We start from the raw sequence: 20,605 nt of genomic DNA, 5'->3' as shown, positions 1-20,605 counted from the left end.
CACCGGCTCCATCGGTTGTCGGTGGCGGCCCGTACCGTTGAGCCATGGATCTTCGCCGGCTCTCGCTGCGGGGGCTGCTCAAGAGGCCGCGTCGGCTCGTCGCCGCCGCGGCCGCCGTCGTGGTGCTGGCCGGTGCCGGGACCTGGACGGCCGCCGCGTCCGGTGACACGCCACCGGTGCACAGGACCGACCAGGTCATGGCCGTGGACGGCGTCCGCCTGGACACGTCGTTCTTCACCCCGGCCACCGCAGGACGGCACCCCGCCGTCCTGCTGGCGCACGGCTTCGGCGGCAGCAAGAACGACATGCGGCAGCAGGCCGAGGACCTCGCCCGGGAGGGGTACGCGGTCCTGACCTGGTCCGCGCGCGGCTTCGGCAGGTCCACCGGGAAGATCGGGCTCAACGACCCCGAGGGCGAGGTCGCCGACGTCTCCCGGCTCGTCGACTGGCTGGCGAAGCGGCCCGAGGTCCGGCTCGACAAGCCGGGCGACCCGCGCGTGGGCATGGCCGGCGGCTCCTACGGCGGCGCGATCTCCCTGCTCGCCGCCGGATACGACCACCGGGTCGACGCCATCGCCCCGGCCATCACCTACTGGAACCTCGCGGACGCCCTGTTCCCGAACGGCGTGTTCAAGAAGCTGTGGGCCGGCGTCTTCGTCAACACCGGCGGCGGCTGCGCCCGCTTCGAGCCCGCGCTGTGCCGGATGTACGACAGGGTCGCCGAGTCCGGCACCCCGGACGCGGCCGCCCGCCAGATCCTCCAGGAGCGTTCGCCGTCCGCCGTCGGCTCCCGCATCAAGGTGCCCACACTGCTGCTGCAGGGCCAGACGGACTCCCTGTTCACCCTCGCCCAGTCCGACGCCGCCCAGAAGGCGATCCGGGCGAACGGCGCCCCCGTGGACGTCGACTGGATCGCGGGCGGCCATGACGGCGGGGACATGGAGACCGGCCGGGTGCAGGCACGCGTGCGTGCGTGGTTCGACCGGTATCTGAAGGGCGACAAGAGCGCCGGCACCGGCCCGGCCTTCCGGATCACCCGCACCGGAGGGGTGAACTCCACCGACGGCACCGCCCAGCTGCGCGGCGCGACCGCCGGCACCTACCCCGGCCTGCGCAACCACCCGCGTGCCGTCCCGCTGACCGGCGGCACCGGGCAGCGGGTCACGAACCCGGCCGGCGCCAGCCCGCCCGGCATCTCCGCCCTGCCCGGCCTCGGCGGCTCCGGCGGCCTCGGTCAGCTGTCCGCGCTCGGCCTCGGCGTCTCCCTCGACTTCCCCGGCCAGTACGCGACGTTCGACTCGGCGCCGCTCACCCGCGACCTGCAGATCACCGGCACCCCGACCGTGCCCCTCCACATCACCTCGACCAGCGACGACGCCGTCCTCTTCGGCAAGGTCTACGACGTCGGCCCCGACGGCACCCAGCAGGTGCTGCCCGCCCAGCTCGTCGCCCCCTTCCGGGTCACCGGCGCCAAGGCCGGCAAGGACGTCACGGTCACCCTCCCGGCCGTCGACCACGAGGTGCAGAAGGGCCACCGGCTCCGCCTGGTCCTCGCCTCCACCGACCTCGGCTACGCCTCACCGGCCGCCCCGGCCACGTACACCGTCTCCCTCAGGGGAGACCTGAGCGTGCCGACGGCCCCCGCCGTCACCACCGCCGCGGCACCCCTGCCCGCCTGGGTCTGGTGGCTGCCGGCGGCCGGCGCGGCGGCCGCGCTCGCCCTGCTGCTCACCGCCCGCCGGCGTACGGCCGGCCCCGCGCCCGACCCGGAGCTGGCCGAAGTCCCGCTCGTCATCAAGGACCTGAGCAAGCGGTACGCGAAGTCCGCCGACCGGTACGCGGTGCGCGAGCTGTCCTTCCGGGTGGACAAGGGCCAGGTCCTCGGACTGCTCGGACCCAACGGCGCGGGCAAGACCACCACCCTGCGCATGCTCATGGGCCTGATCACCCCGGACGACGGCGAGATCCGCGTCTTCGGCCACGCGATCCGGCCCGGCGCACCCGTGCTGTCGCGGGTCGGCGCCTTCGTGGAGGGTGCGGGCTTCCTGCCGCACCTGTCCGGCCGGGAGAACCTGGAGCTGTACTGGAAGGCCACCGGCCGCCCGCCTCAGGACGCCCACCTGGACGAGGCCCTGGAGATCGCCGGGCTCGGCGACGCACTCGCCCGCGCGGTGCGCACCTACTCGCAGGGCATGCGCCAGCGCCTCGCCATCGCCCAGGCCATGCTCGGCCTGCCCGACCTGCTCATCCTCGACGAGCCCACCAACGGCCTCGACCCGCCCCAGATACGCGAGATGCGCGAGGTGATGATCCGCTACGCGGCCGGCGGCCGCACGGTGATCGTCTCCAGCCATCTCCTCGCCGAGGTCGAGCAGTCCTGCACCCACCTGGTGGTGATGGACCGCGGCCGGCTCGTCCAGGCCGGCCCCGTCGGCGAGATCGTCGGCTCCGGCGACACGCTGCTGGCCGGCACCGCCACGCCCGTGGAGGAGCCGGTCGTGGAGAAGGTGGCCGCGCTGCCCGGCGTCGCCTCCGCCGTGCGCACCGACGACGGGCTGCTGATTCGGCTGGAGCCCGGCGGCACGGCCGAGCGGCTGGTCGCGGACCTGGTGCGGCTGGAGGTGCCGGTCGCCTCGGTCGGCCCGCACCGCCGCCTGGAAGACGCCTTCCTCACCCTGATCGGAGGTTCTGCATGAGCACGCTCACCGAGGTCGCCTCCGGTTACCAGACCCGGCACACCCTGCCCCTGCGGGTCGAGCTGGTCCGCCAGCTCAAGCGGCGCCGCACCCTGGTCATGGGGGCCATCCTCGGCCTGCTGCCCTTCGTGCTGCTGATCGCCTTCGCGATCGGCGGCGACCCGTCGGGCCGCAACGGCCAGATCACCCTGATGGACACGGCCACCGCGTCCGGCGCCAACTTCGCCGCGGTGAACCTGTTCGTCTCGGCCGGCTTCCTGCTGGTCATCCCGGTCGCCCTGTTCTGCGGGGACACGGTCGCCTCGGAGGCCAGCTGGTCCTCCCTGCGCTATCTGCTCGCCGCGCCCGTGCCGCGTGCCCGGCTGCTGTGGTCCAAGCTGGCCGTGGCGCTCGGGCTGAGTCTCGCCGCGATGATCCTGCTCCCGGTGGTCGCCCTCGCGGTAGGCACGGCAGCCTACGGCTGGGGGCCGCTGCAGATCCCGACGGGCGGCGCGCTGGACACCGGCACGGCGACGCAGCGCCTCGCGCTGACCGTGGCGTACATCTTCGTGTCCCAACTGGTCACCGCCGGGCTGGCGTTCTGGCTGTCGACGAAGACCGACGCCCCGCTGGGCGCGGTCGGCGGCGCGGTCGGCCTGACGATCGTCGGCAACGTCCTGGACGCCGTGACCGCCCTCGGCCACTGGCGGGACTTCCTGCCCGCGCACTGGCAGTTCGCCTGGGCCGACGCCGTCCAGCCGCACCCGGAGTGGTCCGGCATGATCCAGGGCGCCGCGATCTCCATAACGTACGCCCTGGTGCTCTTCGCCCTGGCCTTCCGGGGTTTTTCCCGCAAGGACATCGTCTCCTAGGTCACCGGAGGGTCACCCACCGGTCTCGGCGGCCCGCCGCCGTGGCCGCTTCGAGACCCATCCGCAACACCCCGGCCCGCACGTTCCACGCCCCCACGCCGTCACAGTCGAGACGAGCCGCGCGACGGCGGGTCGTTCTCAACCGGCTTAGGGGGTTGGCGAGATGGCAGGGAAGCGGTGGACAGGCGAACGGCCGGCAGCGGACCGGCGGACAGGGGACCGGGCGACGACGGGTGCCGGGCCGGATGCGGATCCCCGGCACCCGAGGGCCCGCCGTCCGCTGCCCCTGCTCGCCCTCGCGCTCGCCGCAGGCCTGATGCTGACGTCCTGTTCGGCGGGCCAGGGCGAGCACGGCACGGCCGACCGGTCCAACGGCGCCGCCCAGTCCGCGCCCGCGCCCGGCCGCGGCGGCAAGGACGCCGCGCCCGAGCGGCCCTCCGGCCAGCTGTCCACCTTCGCCCTCGACGTCGACACCGCCTCCTACACCTACGCCCGCCGCACCCTCGCCGACGGCCGCAGGCCCGAGCCGTCCACGATCCGTCCCGAGGAGTTCGTCAACAGCTTCCGCCAGGACTACCGGCGACCCGACGGCAACGGCTTCACGGTCACCGTCGACGGCGCCCGCACCGACCGCCCCGACTGGTCCCTGGTGCGGGTCGGCCTCGCCACCCGGTCCGCCGAGCCGGCCGCGCAACGCCCGCCCGCCGCGCTCACCTTCGTCATCGACGTCTCCGGCTCCATGAGCGAGCCCGGCCGCCTCGACCTCGCCCAGAGGTCCCTGGACACCATGACGGACCGGCTGCGCGACGACGACTCGGTGGCCCTCGTCACCTTCAGCGAGCACGCCGAGACCGTGCTGCCCATGACCCGGCTCGGCGGCCACCGCGGCGAGGTGCACGACGCCGTCGACGGCCTGCGGCCGCAGTACTCCACGAACCTCGGCGCGGGCGTCGAGAAGGGGTACGCCACCGCCGTCGAGGGCCTGCGCAAGGGCGCCACCAACCGGGTCGTCCTCGTCTCCGACGCCCTCGCCAACGAGGGCGACACCAGCGCGGACGCCATCCTGCGCCGCATCGACGGCGCCCGCCGCGAACACGGCATCACCCTCTTCGGCGTGGGCGTGGGCAGCGACTACGGTGACGCCCTCATGGAACGCCTCGCCGACAAGGGCGACGGCCACACCGTCTACGTCTCCGACACCGGCCAGGCCCGCACGGTCTTCTGCGAACAGCTCCCGCAGAACATCGAGCTGACCGCGCGCGACGCCAAGGCCCAGGTCGCCTTCGACCCGCACACCGTCACCGCTTTCCGTCTCATCGGTTACGACGACCGCAAGGTCGCCGACAAGGACTTCCGCAACGACCACGTCGACGGCGGCGAGGTCGGCCCCGGCCACACCGTGACCGCGTTGTACGCCGTCCACACCCGGCCCGGCGCCCAAGGCCACCTCGCCACGGCGACCGTCCGCTGGCTCGACCCGAACACCCGTGACCCGCACGAGGCCGCCGGACAGCTGGAGACCGGCGCCCTGGCCGGTTCCGTCTGGGAGGCGAGCCCCCGCTTCCAGGTCACCGCGGTCGCCGCCTACTTCGCCGACGCCCTGCGCGCCGAGGGCCTGCGGGCCGGCCCCGCCCTCCCGGGCGCCCCGGGCCTGACCCGCCTCGCCGACCGGGCGGCCGGGCTGGCGGCGCGGACGGAGGACAAGGACGTACGGGGACTGGCCGACGCCATCCGCCAGGCGAGCAGTACCGGGCCCGAGGACTGACCGCGCCCGGCCGGTCCGCCGCCCCAGGCGTGTGCGCAGCCCATTGACCTTTCCTTACCTGCGAGTAAGTTGGCGCAGCGGCAAGGACCTTCGCAGGGCACGAGCCGGGAGCCGCCATGGGCGTACACAAGGATCTGAAACGGGCACGGCAGCGCACCGACCTGGCGGCGCGCGGCTCGGTGGAGATCGTCCGGGACGCCGACGGCACGGTCCGCGAGGTGCGCGCGGCCCCGCTCGCGCCCCCGCTGACCACCGGCTCCATGGCCGACCTGCCGTTCACGCACGCGGCCGAGACCCCGGACGCGGTGCTGCTGCGCCGCCGCGACCGGGGAGCGTGGCAGCCGGTGACGGCGGCCGCGTTCGCCGCCGAGGTCGCCGCCGTCGCCAAGGGGCTGATCGCGGCCGGTCTGGAACCGGGCGGCCGGGTCGCGGTCATGTCCCGCACCCGCTACGAGTGGACCGTCCTGGACTTCGCGGTCTGGGCGGCCGGCGGCCAGTCCGTGCCCGTCTACCCCACCTCCTCCGCCGAGCAGGTGGAGTGGATCGTCCGCGACTCCGGCGCCCGGTACGTGGTCACCGAGACCATCGAGAACGCCGCCACGGTCACCACCGGCACCGCCGGCCATCCTCACCCGCCCCGCCTGTGGCAGCTCGACGCGGGGGCCCTCGCCGACCTCACCGCCCTCGGCGCCGGCGTCGCCGACGACGAACTCACCAAGCGCCGCGTCGCGTTGACACCCGACACCATCGCGACCATCTGCTACACCTCCGGCACCACCGGCCGGCCCAAGGGCTGCGTCCTCACCCACTCCAACCTGCACGCCGAGGCCGCCAACACCGTGGAACTGCTGCACCCGGTCTTCCAGGCCGTCACCGGCCAGACCGCCTCCACCCTGCTCTTCCTGCCGCTCGCCCACATCCTCGGCCGCACCCTGCAGCTCGCCTGCCTGCTGGCCCGCATCGAGACCGGTCACTTCCCGAGCGTCAAGCCCGACGAACTCCGGCCCGCGCTCAAGGAGTTCCGGCCCACCTTCCTGGTCGGGGTGCCGTACCTCTTCGAGAAGATCCACGACACCGGGCGGGCGACCGCCGAGAAGATCGGCCGTGCCGCCTCCTTCGACCGCGCCGAGCGGATCGCCGTCCGCTTCGGCGAGGCGTACCTGAGGAAGTTCCTCGGCACCGGCAAGGGCCCCGGCCCCGGTCTGTACGCCGCCTGGGCGCTGTACGACCTGCTGGTCTACCGCCGCATCCGCAAGGAGCTGGGCGGCCGGATGCGGTACGCCATCAGCGGCGGCTCCCCGCTGGACCGCAACCTCAACCTGTTCTTCCACGCGGCCGGCATCGTCGTCTACGAGGGCTACGGCCTGACCGAGACCACCGCCGCCGCCACCATCGTGCCCCCGCTCGGCCCCCGTCCCGGCACGGTCGGCCTGCCGATCCCCGGGGTCGCCGTGCGCATCGCCGACGACGGCGAGGTGCTGATCAGGGGCGGGGTGGTCTTCGGGTCGTACTGGAACAACCGGCAGGCCACGGAAGCCGTCCTCGCGGACGAGTGGTTCGCCACCGGTGATCTCGGCGCGCTGGACGAGGACGGCTATCTCACCATCACCGGCCGCAAGAAGGACATCCTCGTCACCTCCGGCGGCAAGAACGTCTCGCCGGCCGTTCTGGAGGACCGGCTGCGCAGCCGTGCGCCCGTCGGCCAGTGCGTGGTCGTCGGCGACAACCGGCCCTTCGTCGCCGCGCTGATCACGCTGGATGCGGAGGCGGTCGCCCACTGGCTGTCGGTGCGGAAACTGCCGCCGGACACCCCGCTGTCCGAGCTCGTCCACGACGAACGGCTGCGCGCGCAGGTGCAGAAGGCGGTCGACTACGCCAACGAGGCCGTCTCGCGCGCCGAGTCCATCCGCGCCTTCGCGCTCGTCGAGGGCGAGTTCACCGAGGAGAACGGGCTGCTGACGCCGTCGCTGAAGGTCAAGCGGCGCGCGGTGACGGAGGCGTACGCCGAGCGGATCGAGGCGCTGTACCGGAAGTAGACAGCAAAACGGCGGGTCACCGGTGAACCGGTGGCCCGCCGCCGCGGCGTGTCTGCTCAGCTGCCGGTGGCGCCGTTGCCGGACAGGGCCGAGATGTCGTCCAGGATGTGCGACAGCGGCTCGTCGCCCTTGGCCTGGGTCGAGTTCTCCGTGCACTGCTGGTTCTGCGGCGAGGACAGGACCGGGATGTCCTGGACGCCGACGTTCGCGATGAGCGCGGCCACCGACTGGACGTTGACCTTCGCTGGCAGGCCGACGCAGGGCTTGTTCAGCGAGCCCTGGACCAGCGAGAGCTGCGGGCTCATGTCGCCGAAGGTCGCCGAGTTGCCGAAGGAGGACTTGGCCTTGTTGCCGCTGAGCGACGTGGTGCCGTGGTCGTTACCGATGGCAAGGGCCTGGGGGGCCGCCGCACCGGCGAGACCGGCGACGGAGGCGGCAACAGCCGCGGTTGCCCACAGCTTCTTCATGGTGGTTTCCCTTTCGAAAGGCGGACTCCGGGGAGGAGTTCGTGACCGTCAACTGCGTCGGACCCGCCGTGGTTGCTGCCTTTGCCCCGATTGGAGCAGTGCAGTCGGATCAGTGCATGAACGCCGCTGTCCGACGTGTGACCTGCTGCGGACCGCGGGCGGGGCGGAGCCGGAGACGGCGGACGGGCCGCCGATCGGTTCGGCGGCCCGTCGGGGTCCCTGAAGGACTCGGCCGGACTCAGCTGCCCTTGGCGCCGTTGCCGGACAGGGCCGAGATGTCGTCCAGGATGTGCGACAGCGGCTCGTCGCCCTTGGCCTGGGTCGAGTTCTCCGTGCACTGCTGGTTCTGCGGCGAGGACAGGATCGGGATGTCCTGGACGCCGATGTTGACGGCGGAGAGGAGCGACTGGGCGTTGACCTTCGCCGGCAGTCCGATGCACGGCTTGTTGAACGAGCCCTGGATGAGCGCCATCTGCGGGCTCATGTTGCCGAACGTGGCCGAGTTGCCGAACGACTGCTCGGCACCGTTGCCGCTGAAGGACGTGGTGCCGCGGTCGTTGCCGATGGCCAGGGCCGGCGACGCGGCTGCGGCGGAGGCGCCTACGGCGGAGGCGGCGACCGCGGCTGCGGCCAGAACCTTCTTGATCACTTGCTGTTCCCTTCTGGAGTAACCCCGTCCACCGGAGCGCTCTGGTCAACTGCCACCGCCGGGATCGGTTCCTCTCCATCACTCCGATGGCCTACAAGAACGCTCTTTTCTCACCCGGTACGGCCGCCCTGGGAATTCCACCAATTCCGCGAGGGCGAACGCTCCGATCGAGTGACGCCCCGCAACCAAACAGCCTGGGACCGGTTGATGCGGGGGCAGGAACGTGCGTCTTGGCGAGGAGCCAGGAAAGGAAAGCGAAATGCTGAAGAAGGCAATGGCCGTGGCCGCGGTCGCCGCGTCCTTCGTCGGTGTGTCGGCGGCGGTAGCCCCCCAGGCGCTTGCCATCGGCAACGACACGGGCACCACGTCGCTCAGCGGCAACAAGGCCGAGGAGGCGTTCGGCAACCAGGTGACAAAGGGCGACCTGAGCCCGCAGGCCACGCTGGTCCAGAGCTCGCTCAACAAGCTCTGCGTCGGCCTCCCGGCGAAGGCGGACGTCCAGTCGGTCCTCGCCATCCTCGCCAACGTCGGTGTCCAGGACATCCCGGTCCTGTCCTCGCCACAGAACCAGCAGTGCGCCGAGAACTCGACCCAGGCCAAGGACGACGAGCCGCTGTCGCACGTCGTGGACGACGTCTCCGTCCTGGCGGGCAACGGCGCCACCGGCAGCTGACCCCGGCCGACCCCGACACCGCCCGGGCCGTGCGCGAGTTCTTCGCGTCGCCCGGGTGGTTTCCGCCGACGTGTCAATTCCATGAGGGCGTTCGAGTGAATTCCCCGACGGTGCGCGTTCCATAGTTTCTTCGGCTGTCTATCCCTCGTTTTACAACCCGCCGGTCATGGTGCGAGCCATTCAAGTTGTGCTCGCTCGGTTTCGGCCGTCATAGGGGCATGACCGCAGAGAAGGGAAATCTTATGAAGAAGTGCGCTGCTGTCGTCGCCGGCGCGATCCTGGCCCTCGGCGGGGCCGCTCCCGCCTTCGCCGACGGTACGGGTGCCTCGGCCGAGGGTGCCTCCGTGTCCTCCCCGGGCGTCATCTCCGGCAACACGGTCCAGATCCCGCTCCACGTGCCGGTCAACGTCTGTGGCGACACCGTGGACGTCATCGGGCTGCTGAACCCGGCGCTCGGCGAGGGCTGCGCGAACACCTGACGTTCGCCGCACAACGCACCACAGCCACCGGTTGCGTTATGGCCGGCCCCGGACCGTGGATCCGCCGATTCTTCGATCCGGGGCCGGCTCCCACTTTTTCGAGCAGGAAGACAACTAGATTGCGACAGACCCTCAGCAGAGGCATGGTCGTGGCCGCCGCCGCGACCGGCGTGCTGTCCTTGTACGGCGGCGGCTCCGCGCTCGCCGACTCCGGCGCGCAGGGCGCCGCCCAGGGCTCGGCCGGCGTACTGTCCGGCAACAACGTCCAGGCCCCGGTGAACGTCCCGGTCAACGTCTGCGGCAACACCGTGGACGTGGTCGCGGCATTGAACCCGGCGTTCGGCAACTCCTGTGTGAACGCCCACGGTTCCACCAAGGACCACAGCGCCCACCGGCACAGGCCCGTCCGCGAGTCCACGCCGCCCCCGTACGGCGGTGACGAGTCGACTCCGCCTCCCCACGGTGGTGAGGTGACCTCCCCGCCCCCGTACAGCGGTGACGAGTCCACCCCGCCCAGCGGTGGCGAGACCACCCCGCCCAGCGGTGGCGAGACCACTCCGCCGCCGCCCCCTGGTGGCGGGCACCACTACGGGGCGCCGCCCAGCCTTCCGGACACCGGTGGTGAGGGCCCGGCCATGCTGGGGGCCTCGGCCGCCAGCGCCGCGCTGATCGGGGCCGGTGCGCTGCTGTACCGGCGCGGCCGAGCCGCCCGCCGCTAGGGTGCGCCCCGCGCCCCGAAAGGGCGCGGGGCCGCGCCCACGCGGTCACCGCCGCGTGGGCGCGGCCTGCCACCCCTAACCCGCGGCCTCCCGACGGCCCGTCAGGCCGACGGCGCTCTCGGCGGAGCGTCCCGCCGGGATCCGCCACTCCGCCGGGCCCGTCCGCAGCCGCCGCCCCACCCCCCGCACCAGCGCGGCCGCCGTGAAACCCGCGCCGTGCACGAACCGCATCGACGGTCCGAAGCTCGCGGCCGTGACGAGACCGGCCAGGAACAGCCCCGGGTACGACGTCTCGAACTCCAGGCCCACCTCCGGCGCCCCGTCGGCTCCCGTGGCCAGCAGCGCGCGCAGCTCGGGGGAGAGCAGCCGCATCCGGTCCCGGGTGGCCCGGAAGCCGGTCGCGGCGATGACGTGCCCGGTGTGCAGAGCCTGGGGCCCGCCGTGCCGGCTCGCCGTCTCCAGGCGCACCCCGCCCGACACCTCACGGGCCGTCAGCACCTCCCGGCCGAGCAGCACTTCCACCCCGCACTCCACCCGCTCGCGCACCCACCAGGCGCCCGCCGGGCCGAGCGCGCCGGCCGCGATCCGGGCCCGGGTCCGCTCCGGCAGTCGCCGGTACAGGCCGGGCCGCTCGGCGTAGAACCAGTTGCGCCAGCCGGGGCCGAGACCGCTGTGCGGGGAGCGGGCCGAGCGCCACCAGGGCCGTTCCCACGGCGGCGGCACGTCGTTCCAGCACAGCCGGTCCGCGCGGGCCAGCACCCGTACTCTTGTGCCCTGTTCGGCGAGGAGCGCGGCCGTCTCCAGGGCCGCCTGGCCGGCGCCGACCACGGTGACGTCCTCGCCGCGGAAGCGGTCGAGGTCGGCGTGCCGGCTGCTGTGCGAGACCAGGGCCTTGGGCAGCCGGCGCAGTGGGGCCGGGATCTCGGTGAACGGCAGCACGCCCACCGCCAGCGCCACCGTCCGCGCGGCCAGCCGCTCGCCGTCCTCGGTGACCGCCTGGAAGCCGCCGGCGGTGGGGGCCACCAGGGTCACCGTCCGCTCGTCGACCGAGGGCACGGCGTTGCGCGCGAACCACAGGCCGTACTCGCTGAACACCTCCAGCGGCAGCGGTTCGGCGTGCCGGGCGGTCAGGCCGCGGAAGGCGCAGAAGACGTCGAGCCGCCAACGCCCTTCCGGATCGGACAGGTTGGACGCCCAGGGTTCCGACTTCAGGAACATGCCCCGGGGCATGTGGCCGCGCCAGGCCGCCATGGGCCGCCCGAGGACCCGCACGGTCATCCCGGCCGCCGCCGCGTGCGACGCGATGGACAGCCCGTACGGGCCGGCGCCCACCACCAGCAGGTCGTACATCAGCGGCTGCTCGCTTTCTCGTCGTCACGGAAGTCGCCGGACAGGCCGGACAGGCCGGACAGGCCGAACAGGCCGAACAGGCCGGACAGGCCCGGCAGGCCCGGCAGGTCGGGCAGGTCGTACGGGTGGGGCGGGCTGGACGGGCCGTATCGGTCGCGCGGGCCGGGCCGGGAAGGCGCGGGAAGGGCCTGCGGGGCGTGCTCGGCGGGCGGGGCCGGCCGGCGGCGCAGGGCGCGGGAGGCGAGCCGGCGCACCACGTGCCGGCACCACAGCGCCCACATCGCCACGCCCGGCGCCCGGTCGTCCGCCGCGTACCAGGCCAGCTCCCGGCCACCGGGCGTGGGGCGCAGCGCGGTCAGCGGCGCGTAGTTCTCCACCACGAACCGGCGCCCGGCCGACGGCACCTGCTCGGGAAGCGGACGGTGTGTCAGGTCCAGGTGCAGGGCGCGTACGACGTCCAGTCCGGCGCCGTCGGTGAACAGCCGGAACCGGGCGCCGGGGCGCGGGTTGAAGTCGAGCAGATGGTAGCGGCCGGTGCTGCCGCAGCGGCGGAAGTCCAGGTCCAGGATGCCCCAGTAGCCCAGCGCGCCGGTCAGCCGCTCGGCCAGCGCCCGCACCTGCGGGTTGGGCGTCCACTGGCCGACCGTGGTCAGCCCGGCCCCGCGCGGCCACGCGAGGTGCTTGCGGCCCGGTCCGCCGGCCCGGACGGCGCCGCCGCGGTCGACGTACCCGTGGAAGAACCAGTCGCGGTCCGGGCCCGGCGGCAGATACGCCTGGAGCAGCAGCGCGCTGCCCGCCTCGGAGGTGCGCAGATACAGCTCCCGGGCCTCGCGCGCCGAGTGCACCAGCACGGTCGAGCGCAGCCCGATGCCGGCCGGCACCAGCCAGGGCCGGCTCCACTTGGCCACCAGCGGCAGCCCCAGCCGCCAGGCGGCCGCCGCCGCGTCCTCGGCGCTGTCCGGCACCAGGGTCACCGGGTGCGGGACGCCGACGGCGGCGCACACCTCGGCCAGTTCGGCCTTGTCGGCGACGAGTTCGGGCAGCGCGCCGGGCTGCCGCGGCAGCAGATAGGCGGGCGCCAGCTCCTCCCGCAACCGCGCGGCCGCGATGGCGCTCGCGTCGTCCATCGGGATCAGCACCGCGGGACACGCGACACGGGCCGCCACCCGGCGCAGCGCGTGCGCGATGTCGCCCAGGGAGGCGCCGGGCCGTGGCGGGGGGTGCATCTGGCGCATGAAACGGGAACTGCGCACGGGACTTCCCGTTGAATCAGCGACGACATGCACGTCGACTCCCGCTCTGCCGAGCGAGCGTACGGCGCCCAGGGTGCCGTGATGAAAGGGGTTACGGTCGATCCGCAGCAGTACGGCTGGGACCCGGATGTCCAGCGACGACACGGGTGTTTCCCTCTCGTCCGTTCGCCCGTGCGGGGGTTGTGGCCACCTGAAAGCCGTAATCGCACTGGCGGAATTCATATGAATATGACTGGGTGTCAGTAATGGGGAACGCAGGGCGAGAATGCACTCGAATGGAGAAAGGAGCGGGCATGGCTGCACAGCAGAGCAGGGTCCGGTCCCGGCGGTTGGCCGTCGCGGCGGTGGCGGCCGTCGCGGCGGTCGCCCTGGCGGGCGGCCCCGGTTTCGCCGCGGGTTCCGGAGCGGCGCGGGCCGCCGACCCACCCTTTCCGGTGCCCGCCGTCGCTCCGGTGCCCGCCGCGCCGCTTCCCTTGCCCGTCAAGGCCGCCGTGCCGCCGTTCGGTGCGTTTCTCGACTCCGGGCCGCTCGGGGTGGCGCGGATGGCCGGGCTGAGCTCCTGGCTGGGCGGGACGGAGGTGAAGATCGCCCACACCTATCTGCCCGGGGACCGCTGGCAGGACATCGAGGGTGCGCCCGGTTTCCTGGACGTGTGGGCGCAGTGGCGGCGCGCCAAGGCCGACCGCATGCTCGTCCTCAACGTGCCGATGCAGGAGCGCAACGAGGACGACGTCCCCGACGGCGAGGTGCGCTCGCTGCTCCGGCAGGGTGCGGCCGGCGCGTTCGACCGGCACTTCAGGGCGCTGGCCGAGCGGCTGGTGGCGCTGGGCGTGCCGGACACCGTGATCGTGCTCGGCTGGGAGATGAACGGCAGCACCTACACCCATCGCTGCGGACCGGACCCGGCGAACTGGAAGAGGTACTGGAACAGGATTATCACCACCATGCGTTCGGTGCCGGGCCAGAAATTCCGGTTCGACTTCACGCCGAGCCGCGGCCGGGACGCGGTGCCGTGGACCGAGTGCTATCCGGGTGACAGCACGGTCGACATCATCGGAATGGACGCCTATGACCAGCCGTCCGGACTGTCGTTCGACCAACAGGTGAAAGAGCCCTACGGTCTGCAGCAGCACGTGGATTTCGCGCAAGCCCACGGCAAGCCCATTTCCTATCCGGAATGGGGACTCTTCCGCAACGGTGACGACACCGAGTACATGACGCGCATGCTCGCCTGGATCGACGAGCACAAGCCGCTGTACAACACGCTGACCGACTACTGCCCGCACGGCGTGTGGCAGTGCGCCAACAACCCCAGGTCCGCGCAGATCTACCGCAAGACCCTGTACGGCCGCACCGAGACGCCGATCCCGGCCCCCGCGACACCGACGCCACCCCCGCCGTACAAGCCCCCGGCGAACTGCTCGCCGCTGGACCTCGGCGACTGGGTCGAGTACTGGCTCGGCGGGAAGCTGTGCATCCGCCTCGACTGGTGGTCGCGGACCCGCTAGCCCTGCGGGCGTTCCCTCCACCGGTGCAGCACCTCCTTGCCCCGCCGCCGGGCGGCCGCGTCGCAGAGCGCGGCCGCCAGCAGAGGGGTGGTGCGGCGGCGGGCCATGAGGAGCCGTCGGTTGACGACCGGGTCGGGACGCCAGTGGTGCTTGTACGGCTCGTCGCCGCGCAGCAGGCTCAGCGCGCCGCGTCCGCCCGCCCGCTCGGCGCAGGCGTCCAGCAGCATCACCGCCACGTCCGCCTTGCGTTCCCTCAGGCCCGGATGGGCGCCGTAGAGATAGCCACCGGCCAGGCCGGGCGAGAGCAGCGTCAGGTCGACGGCCATCACCTCGCCGTCGACGCGGAACTCGGTGACCGCCGCGTTGCCCGAGCGCACCATCGGGCCGACCGCGCGCACCAGATGCTCGCGGAACCGGGGCTGGAGATGCTCGGTCGTCACCTTGCGGCCCTGCCACTGCAGCCGGTGCAGCTCCAGCAGCCGGCCGAGCGCCGCGTCCACGTCCGCCGACTGGACCGCCCGCCGTTCCACGCCGAGCGCGGACAGCTTGCGCAGCTTGGCCCGCACCCGCTGCTGGGCCTTGTTCGACGGCAGCCGCGCCACCAGGTCCTCCATGGGTACGGCGGGCAGCTCCAGGCACTGCGAGTCGGCCACCGTACGGCGCGGGCCGGGCCAGCGGTCGTAGACCCGTTCCACCGCGGCGCCCGGCCGCACCTCGCGGAAGTCGATCAGCGCGGTGCGCGCCGCGTCCGCCAGGGCCTCGGTGAGCGCCCCGGCCGCGCGTCCGTCGTCGGAGTCGTCCAGCAGCACGTCCGCGTAGTCGGAGATCGCCCCGCCGAGCGGCACCAGCGCGGGCAGCGGCCGGCGGACCAGCATCAGCGGCGCGGCGGCCACCAGTTCGCCGCCGGCGCGTACCACCAGCACCCTGAGCCGTCCGCGGCTGCCGTACGTCAGCCACCACGAGTGCAGCCAGGCGTGGCTCTGGAACGGGGTCGCGGCGGCGCACCGCCCGTACAGCCGGGCCCAGGACGGCGCCAGGGCGGCGAAACGGGCCTCGTCGGTGACGAGTTCGGCGGTGCGGACGGGGCGCGCCGTCTCGGTGGCCGTCACAGCCGGCCGTGGGTGTCGGCGGCGATGGCAGGGCCGGGCACCGAGGCGGGGCGCGCGGGCTCCTCCTCCGGCCGGCGCCTCGGCCGGACCAGCAGGGCGAGCCCGCCGAGCAGCCCGCCCGCGCTCGCCCCGACCAGGCCGGTCACCTCGGCGGAGGCCGAGGAGGGCGCGGTCGGCTTCACCGCGCGGGAGAACTGCAGGAGTTCCACGTGGGTGTCGGACTTGGTGGCGTTGGCGTGCTGGGTGAGCGCGCGGGCCACCGCGTCGGCCATGTCGACGGCCTCGGCCGGGCGGGCGGAGGTGGCGGAGATGGAGACCATCGGGGCGTCCGGCGAGGTCGCGGTGCGCACGCTGTCGCGCAGGGTCTTCACCGGCACCCCGGCCCACACCTGGGCGTCGCCGAGCACCGCGACCTCGGTGGCGACCCGGCCGTAGGCCTGCGCGAAGCCGAGCGCGGAGGCGGTGTCGGACCTGTCGGTGGGCACGGCGATGACATAGCTGGTCGCCGTGTACGTCGGCGGCTTCAGCAGGCCGTACGCGCCGCCGAGCAGGCCGCCCGCGAGGACTCCGGCCGCCACCAGCGACCAGGACGGAAGCGCGCGCCGGCGCGAGGAACGAACAGGGCGGTGGTTGTCGGTCATGAGGGGGTTGCTCCCTGCTGGACGGGGACTTGGTGGATGGGGTCTTGGTGGATCGGGGCTTGGTGCATGGGGCCTTGCGGGTCCGTGAGCGCCGCCGCGTAGACGTCCATGAGCCGGGCGGCGCTGCGGGTGATGCAGTAGTGGCGGGCCGCCTCGGGGGCGGTGCGCGGGCGGGGGCCGGCGGCGCGGACCTCGGCGAGCGCGCGGGCGTAGGCGCCGGCGTCGCACGGGACGCGCACCGCGTCCGGGGCCGCGCCCGGCGGCAGGTCCTCGAGGGCCGGGCAGGAGGTGTGGCGCACCGGCAGCCCGGCGGCGAGCGCCTCCACGACCGCGAGCCCGAACGCCTCCTCCGGGGACGGCGCGGCGAGCACGTCCATCGCCGAGGTCAGCGCGGGCAGGTCCGGGCCGGCCGCCCCGTCGGCGAGGTACGGCCGTTCGCCCGCGAACAGCACCCGGCCGGCGACCCCCGCCCGCTGCGCGGCCCGCCGCAGCGCGCTCTCCTCCGACCCGCCGCCGACCAGCAACAGCCTGCAGTCGGCTGGCAGTTGCGCCAGGGCGCGGATCAGGACGTCGAAGCGCTTGCCGGGGGCGAGCCGGCCGATGCCGCCGATGACGAACGCGTCGGCGGGCAGCCCGAGCAGGTCGCGGGTGCGCCGCCGGGCCGCCGGGTCGAAGGCGAACCGGGCCAGGTCGATGCCGTTGGGCACCACCGCGATCCGCGGCTCGGGCACCCCCCAGCGGGCGAGCCGGGCGGCGACCGTCGGGGAGACGGCGACCGTGGACCGGCCCAGCCGCTCGCCCAGCAGATACAGCCCGCGCACGCCCACGGTGAGCGGCCGGCCCTCCATCTGCGAGTCGCCGAGGGAGTGCTCGGTGGCGACGATGGCGCGGACCCCGGCCAGCCGGGCGGCGATCCTGCCGTACAGGCAGGCCCGGTACAGGTGCGTGTGCACGAGGTCGTAGCGGCCGCGCCGGATGATGCGGGCCAGCCGGGGCAGCGCGGCCAGGTCGCGGTTGCCGTGCATGCCCAGGTGCACCACCCGCACCCCGTCGGCCGTCAGCCCGCCGGCCACCGGGCCGGGGTTGGTCAGCGTCACCACGTCGCACTCGGCGGGCAGATGCCGCAGCAGCAGCCGCAGTTGCTGCTCGGCGCCGCCGATGCCGAGGCCCGTGATGATGTGCAGCGCCCTCACCGCAACCCCGCGACGGGACGGCGGCGCAACCGGTGCAGCCGGTACTTCAGGAACAGGCGTACGGTGTGGTCGTTCTGTCCGATGTGCACGCGCGGCAGGACGTGCGGGCCGTTCAGCTCGCCGGGGTCGATGGCGCAGGCGTAGCCGTATCCGGCGGCGCGTACGGCGTCGATGGCGCGCCGGTCGACCGTGCCGTACGGATAGCAGAACCCGGTGACGGGAGCGCCGGTCAACTCCTCCAGCAGCGCGCGGCTTTCGGCGGTCTCGTCCTTCAGTACGGTGTCGTCGGCCTTGGTCAGGTCGGCATGGGTGAGGCCGTGCGAGCCGATTTCGACGCCCGCTTCGGCGGCGCGCCGGATGCCGTCGGCGGTCAGCAGGGGTTTGCGCGGGCCCAGCGGATCCCAGGCGTTGTCGCCGCCGAGTCGGCCGGGCAGCACGAACAAGGTGGCCGTACAGCCCCAACGGGCCAGTGCGGGCAGGGCGTCGGTGATGAAGTCGGCGTACCCGTCGTCGAAGGTGAGGCCCACCAGGTCCCGGCCCTCGCCCCGCGCCCGGGCGGCGAGCAGCTCGGCCACCGACACCCCGCGCAGCCCCCGCCGGCACAGCCAGCGCAACTGCCGCTCCAGCCGGTCGCGGGTGACCGTGATGCGGTACGGGTCGTCGGAGCAGTCGCCGACCGAGTGGTACATGGCGATCCACGGAACGGGGCCAGGTCTGGCCTGCCGGGAAGGGGCGGCGGTCTCAACGCAGGAGGACATGGGCGAGCTTTCGGGTGAGGGCGAGTGCGGAACGGGGCACGGCTGCGCAGCCCTGGGCACCCAGGACCCAGCCGAGCAGGACGAACACGACGGTCACGGTGGCGCCGCCGGCGAGGAGCCCGGCGAGCGGTGTGGCGGGCATCCGGGCGACGCAGGCGCCGGTCACGGTGGCGATCAGCGCCGCCCGCACGGGCCGGCTCAGCTCGTGCAGCACGCGCGGGGTCCGGATGGGCACGCTCCTGGTCCGCATGCCGGCCAGCAGCAGGACGGCGGTGACGGTGATGCCGGCGGCGTTGCCGGCGGCGATCCCGGTGACGCCCCAGGTGCCGACCGCCCAGGCGCCGATGCAGGACGTCGCCACGATCCCGGCGGCCATCGCGCCGACCGGGTACCAGGTGGCGCGGCCCGCCGAGAAGTAGGAGCGGACCAGTACGCCGGTCAGCGTCTGGCCGAGCAGCCCGAGCGCGTAGACCCGCATCACCTCGGCGGTCGCGGCGGTGTCGCCGGCGGTGAACGCGCCGCGCTGGAACAGCAGGCCGATCAGCTGCGGGGCACAGGCCATGACCGCGGCCGCGCCGAGCAGCACCAGCGCGGCGGCCACCGCGAGGTCCCGCTCGACCCGGGCCCGGGCCCGCTCGGTGTCGCCCTCGGCCAGCGCTCGCGCGACCACCGGGAAGGTGACCGTGCACAGCATCATCGACAGGGTCATCGGGATCTGGGCGACCTTCTGCGCGTAGTTCAGGTGCGAGATCGCCCCGGCGGGCAGGCCGGAGGCGAGGAACCGTTCGATCAGCACCTGCGACTGCCGGCACAGCGCGAACAGGAGCACGGTCGCCATCAGCGGCACGTCCATCGCCCGGTCCTCGGCGACGGCCCTGGGTGCCGGGCCGTCCGTACGGCGCCGACACAACTGCCTCATCAGCGGTGGCAGTTGCACGACGACCATGAGCAGCCCGCCCGCCGCGACCCCGAACGCGGCCGCGCGCACGCCCCAGCGGCCGCCGAGCGTGTACATCGCGGTGATGATGCCGAGGTTGTAGGCGACGTAGATCGCGGCCGGCGCCAGGAAGTGACGGTGGGCCCGCAGGGCCGCGCTGCAGTAGCCGGCGAGGCCGAAGCTGAGCACACAGGTCGCGGTGAGCCGGGTGCAGTCCACGGCGAGGCCGGTATCGGGCAGCCCCGGCGCGAGCGCCGCGACGAACGGGGGGGCGGCCAGCCCGAGCAGGCCGCCCACCGCCGTGAACGCCAGCACCAGCCGGGGCAGGGTCCCCGCGACCAGCGCCCGCACCGGATCCCCCGGGGCCCCCTCGGCCCGCCGGGCCAGCGCCCGGCTGAACGCCGGCACCAGCGCGAAGGCCAGCCCGTCCTCGATGAGCAGCGTCGCCGCGAACTCCGGCACCGTCCAGGCGACCAGAAAGGCATCGGTGTCCCGCCCCGCCCCGAACAACCGCGCCAACGACTGATCCCGCACCAGCCCGAGCAACGCCGCCGCGACCGAGAGCGAGGCCGTGATCAACGCGGCCCGCGCGAGGAAACGGCGGGTGGGCGGGGCGTGGTCGAGGGTGCGCTCGGCTGCGGCTGGGCGGGGCGCTGGGTCGGTGCTGGTGTCCGGCCATTGAGCGGCGGGTGCGCGTGGCCCTGTGGCGGCGGTGGGTACGGCCGGCGGGGGGATGGCGGGCGCGGGCGGCGGGGGCGTCGGGTCGGCGTCGGGTTCCGGTTGGTGTGTGGTGGGTGTCGCCGGCCGTGGGGCGGTGGTGGGCTGCGCCGGATGGGGGACTGCGGATACGGCCGGCCGGGCCACCGGCACGGCAGCCGGGCCCGGCACCACACCTGTCTGCGGGGCCGGAACTGCGCATGCCTCTGCCCCCCGCGTCGGCCCCGTGTCGGTCTGTAGCGTCGGGACTGCGGCCCTCTCTTGTGCCCAGGTCGGCGCCGCGTCGGTCGTCTGGGCCGGGACAGCGCCCGCCTCCCGGCCCAGTGTCGGCCTCGCTTCGGTCTGGCGGCCCGGGGCTGCAGTGCCCGCCTCCGGGCCCCACATCGTCAACACGCCCGTCTGCCAGGCCGGAACTACGCCCGTCTCCAGGCTCTGTGCCGGCGTCGTGTCGGTCGGGCGGGCCGGGGCTGCCGCGCTCACTCCCGGGCCCCACATGGTCAGCACGCCTGTTTGCCAGGTCGGGGTCGCGCCCGTCTCTGGGCCCGGCGTTGGCTTCTTGTGGGTCTGCTGAGCCGGGGCTGCGCTCACTCCCGGGCCCCACATGGTCAGCACGCCTGTTTGCCAGGTCGGGGTCGCGCCCGTCTCCAGGCACGGCGTTGGCGTCGTGGCCGTCTGCCCGGCCGGGGCTGCTGTGCTCGCCTCCGGGCTCCACATGGTCAGCACGCCTGTTTGCCAGGTCGGGGTCGCGCCCGTCTCTGGGCCCGGCGTTGGCTTCTTGTGGGTCTGCTGAGCCGGGGCTGCGCT

17 protein-coding genes are annotated in these 20,605 nt (G+C 73.7%); 8 read left to right on the top strand and 9 right to left on the bottom strand.

Annotation, left to right across the window (positions count from 1 at the left end; genetic code table 11):
- Positions 1-44: 44 nt before the first annotated feature.
- From ACIBJF_RS04405 to ACIBJF_RS04390, 4 genes are all read left to right on the top strand, one after another.
- Complete coding sequence (locus ACIBJF_RS04405; protein WP_399172173.1) at positions 45-2,696, top strand: CocE/NonD family hydrolase; 2,652 nt, start codon at positions 45-47, stop codon at positions 2,694-2,696.
- On the top strand, positions 2,693-3,547 hold the full coding sequence (locus ACIBJF_RS04400) for an ABC transporter permease (RefSeq protein WP_399172172.1): 855 nt from the start codon (positions 2,693-2,695) through the stop codon (positions 3,545-3,547). Before ACIBJF_RS04405 ends, ACIBJF_RS04400 begins: the two co-directional genes overlap by 4 nt.
- 316 nt (positions 3,548-3,863) lie before the next feature.
- Positions 3,864-5,312, top strand: coding sequence for a von Willebrand factor type A domain-containing protein (locus ACIBJF_RS04395; protein WP_399172459.1), 1,449 nt, complete (start codon positions 3,864-3,866; stop codon positions 5,310-5,312).
- Between the two features lie 116 nt (positions 5,313-5,428).
- A complete protein-coding gene (locus tag ACIBJF_RS04390; RefSeq protein WP_399172171.1) occupies positions 5,429-7,348 on the top strand; it encodes an AMP-dependent synthetase/ligase in 1,920 nt (639 codons plus the stop codon).
- A 56-nt stretch (positions 7,349-7,404) separates the two neighbouring features.
- Here ACIBJF_RS04390 and ACIBJF_RS04385 read toward each other — a convergent pair whose 3' ends face one another.
- Both ACIBJF_RS04385 and ACIBJF_RS04380 read right to left on the bottom strand, forming a co-directional pair.
- A complete protein-coding gene (locus ACIBJF_RS04385; protein ID WP_399172170.1) occupies positions 7,405-7,815 on the bottom strand; it encodes a rodlin in 411 nt (136 codons plus the stop codon).
- Between the two features lie 238 nt (positions 7,816-8,053).
- Entirely contained in the window at positions 8,054-8,464 is a 411-nt protein-coding gene (locus ACIBJF_RS04380) for a rodlin (protein WP_399172168.1), read from the bottom strand.
- Between the two features lie 259 nt (positions 8,465-8,723).
- On the opposite strand from ACIBJF_RS04380, the gene ACIBJF_RS04375 reads away from it, so the two are divergent.
- From ACIBJF_RS04375 to ACIBJF_RS04365, 3 genes are all read left to right on the top strand, one after another.
- Positions 8,724-9,137, top strand: a complete 414-nt coding sequence (locus tag ACIBJF_RS04375) for a rodlin (RefSeq protein WP_399172166.1) — start codon at positions 8,724-8,726, stop codon at positions 9,135-9,137.
- 242 nt (positions 9,138-9,379) lie between these two features.
- Entirely contained in the window at positions 9,380-9,616 is a 237-nt protein-coding gene (locus ACIBJF_RS04370; protein ID WP_399172165.1) for a chaplin, read from the top strand.
- Positions 9,617-9,735: 119 nt separating this feature from the next.
- Positions 9,736-10,335, top strand: coding sequence for a chaplin (locus tag ACIBJF_RS04365; RefSeq protein ID WP_399172164.1), 600 nt, complete (start codon positions 9,736-9,738; stop codon positions 10,333-10,335).
- A 75-nt stretch (positions 10,336-10,410) separates the two neighbouring features.
- Here ACIBJF_RS04365 and ACIBJF_RS04360 read toward each other — a convergent pair whose 3' ends face one another.
- Both ACIBJF_RS04360 and ACIBJF_RS04355 read right to left on the bottom strand, forming a co-directional pair.
- The gene (locus ACIBJF_RS04360; protein WP_399172163.1) at positions 10,411-11,685 is read right to left on the bottom strand and encodes an FAD-dependent oxidoreductase; all 1,275 of its coding nucleotides are present in this window, start codon (positions 11,683-11,685) and stop codon (positions 10,411-10,413) included.
- A complete protein-coding gene (locus ACIBJF_RS04355; RefSeq protein ID WP_399172162.1) occupies positions 11,685-13,082 on the bottom strand; it encodes an ATP-grasp domain-containing protein in 1,398 nt (465 codons plus the stop codon). Before ACIBJF_RS04355 ends, ACIBJF_RS04360 begins: the two co-directional genes overlap by 1 nt.
- A 149-nt stretch (positions 13,083-13,231) precedes the next feature.
- Between ACIBJF_RS04355 and ACIBJF_RS04350 the strand changes: the two genes are divergently transcribed.
- Complete coding sequence (locus ACIBJF_RS04350; RefSeq protein ID WP_399172161.1) at positions 13,232-14,446, top strand: glycoside hydrolase family 26 protein; 1,215 nt, start codon at positions 13,232-13,234, stop codon at positions 14,444-14,446.
- On the opposite strand, the gene ACIBJF_RS04345 is transcribed toward ACIBJF_RS04350, so the two are convergent.
- From ACIBJF_RS04345 to murJ, 5 genes are read right to left on the bottom strand one after another with little or no spacing between them, the layout of a single operon-like run.
- Entirely contained in the window at positions 14,443-15,555 is a 1,113-nt protein-coding gene (locus ACIBJF_RS04345; protein ID WP_399172160.1) for a GNAT family N-acetyltransferase, read from the bottom strand. The two genes, ACIBJF_RS04350 and ACIBJF_RS04345, sit on opposite strands and share 4 nt — an antisense overlap.
- Complete coding sequence (locus tag ACIBJF_RS04340; RefSeq protein WP_399172159.1) at positions 15,552-16,196, bottom strand: lipopolysaccharide biosynthesis protein; 645 nt, start codon at positions 16,194-16,196, stop codon at positions 15,552-15,554. The genes ACIBJF_RS04345 and ACIBJF_RS04340 overlap by 4 nt, the downstream gene beginning before the upstream one ends.
- Entirely contained in the window at positions 16,193-17,389 is a 1,197-nt protein-coding gene (locus tag ACIBJF_RS04335) for a glycosyltransferase (protein ID WP_399172158.1), read from the bottom strand. The genes ACIBJF_RS04340 and ACIBJF_RS04335 overlap by 4 nt, the downstream gene beginning before the upstream one ends.
- Positions 17,386-18,078, bottom strand: a complete 693-nt coding sequence (locus ACIBJF_RS04330; RefSeq protein ID WP_399172157.1) for a polysaccharide deacetylase family protein — start codon at positions 18,076-18,078, stop codon at positions 17,386-17,388. The genes ACIBJF_RS04335 and ACIBJF_RS04330 overlap by 4 nt, the downstream gene beginning before the upstream one ends.
- Positions 18,079-18,130: 52 nt before the next feature.
- Positions 18,131-19,819, bottom strand: coding sequence for a murein biosynthesis integral membrane protein MurJ (gene murJ / locus ACIBJF_RS04325; protein ID WP_399172458.1), 1,689 nt, complete (start codon positions 19,817-19,819; stop codon positions 18,131-18,133).
- Positions 19,820-20,605 lie beyond the last annotated feature (786 nt).

The sequence above is a fragment of the Streptomyces sp. NPDC050743 genome, from assembly GCF_044456925.1.
Taxonomy (GTDB): domain Bacteria; phylum Actinomycetota; class Actinomycetes; order Streptomycetales; family Streptomycetaceae; genus Streptomyces.
This window is presented reverse-complemented; position numbering and strand designations above follow the sequence as displayed.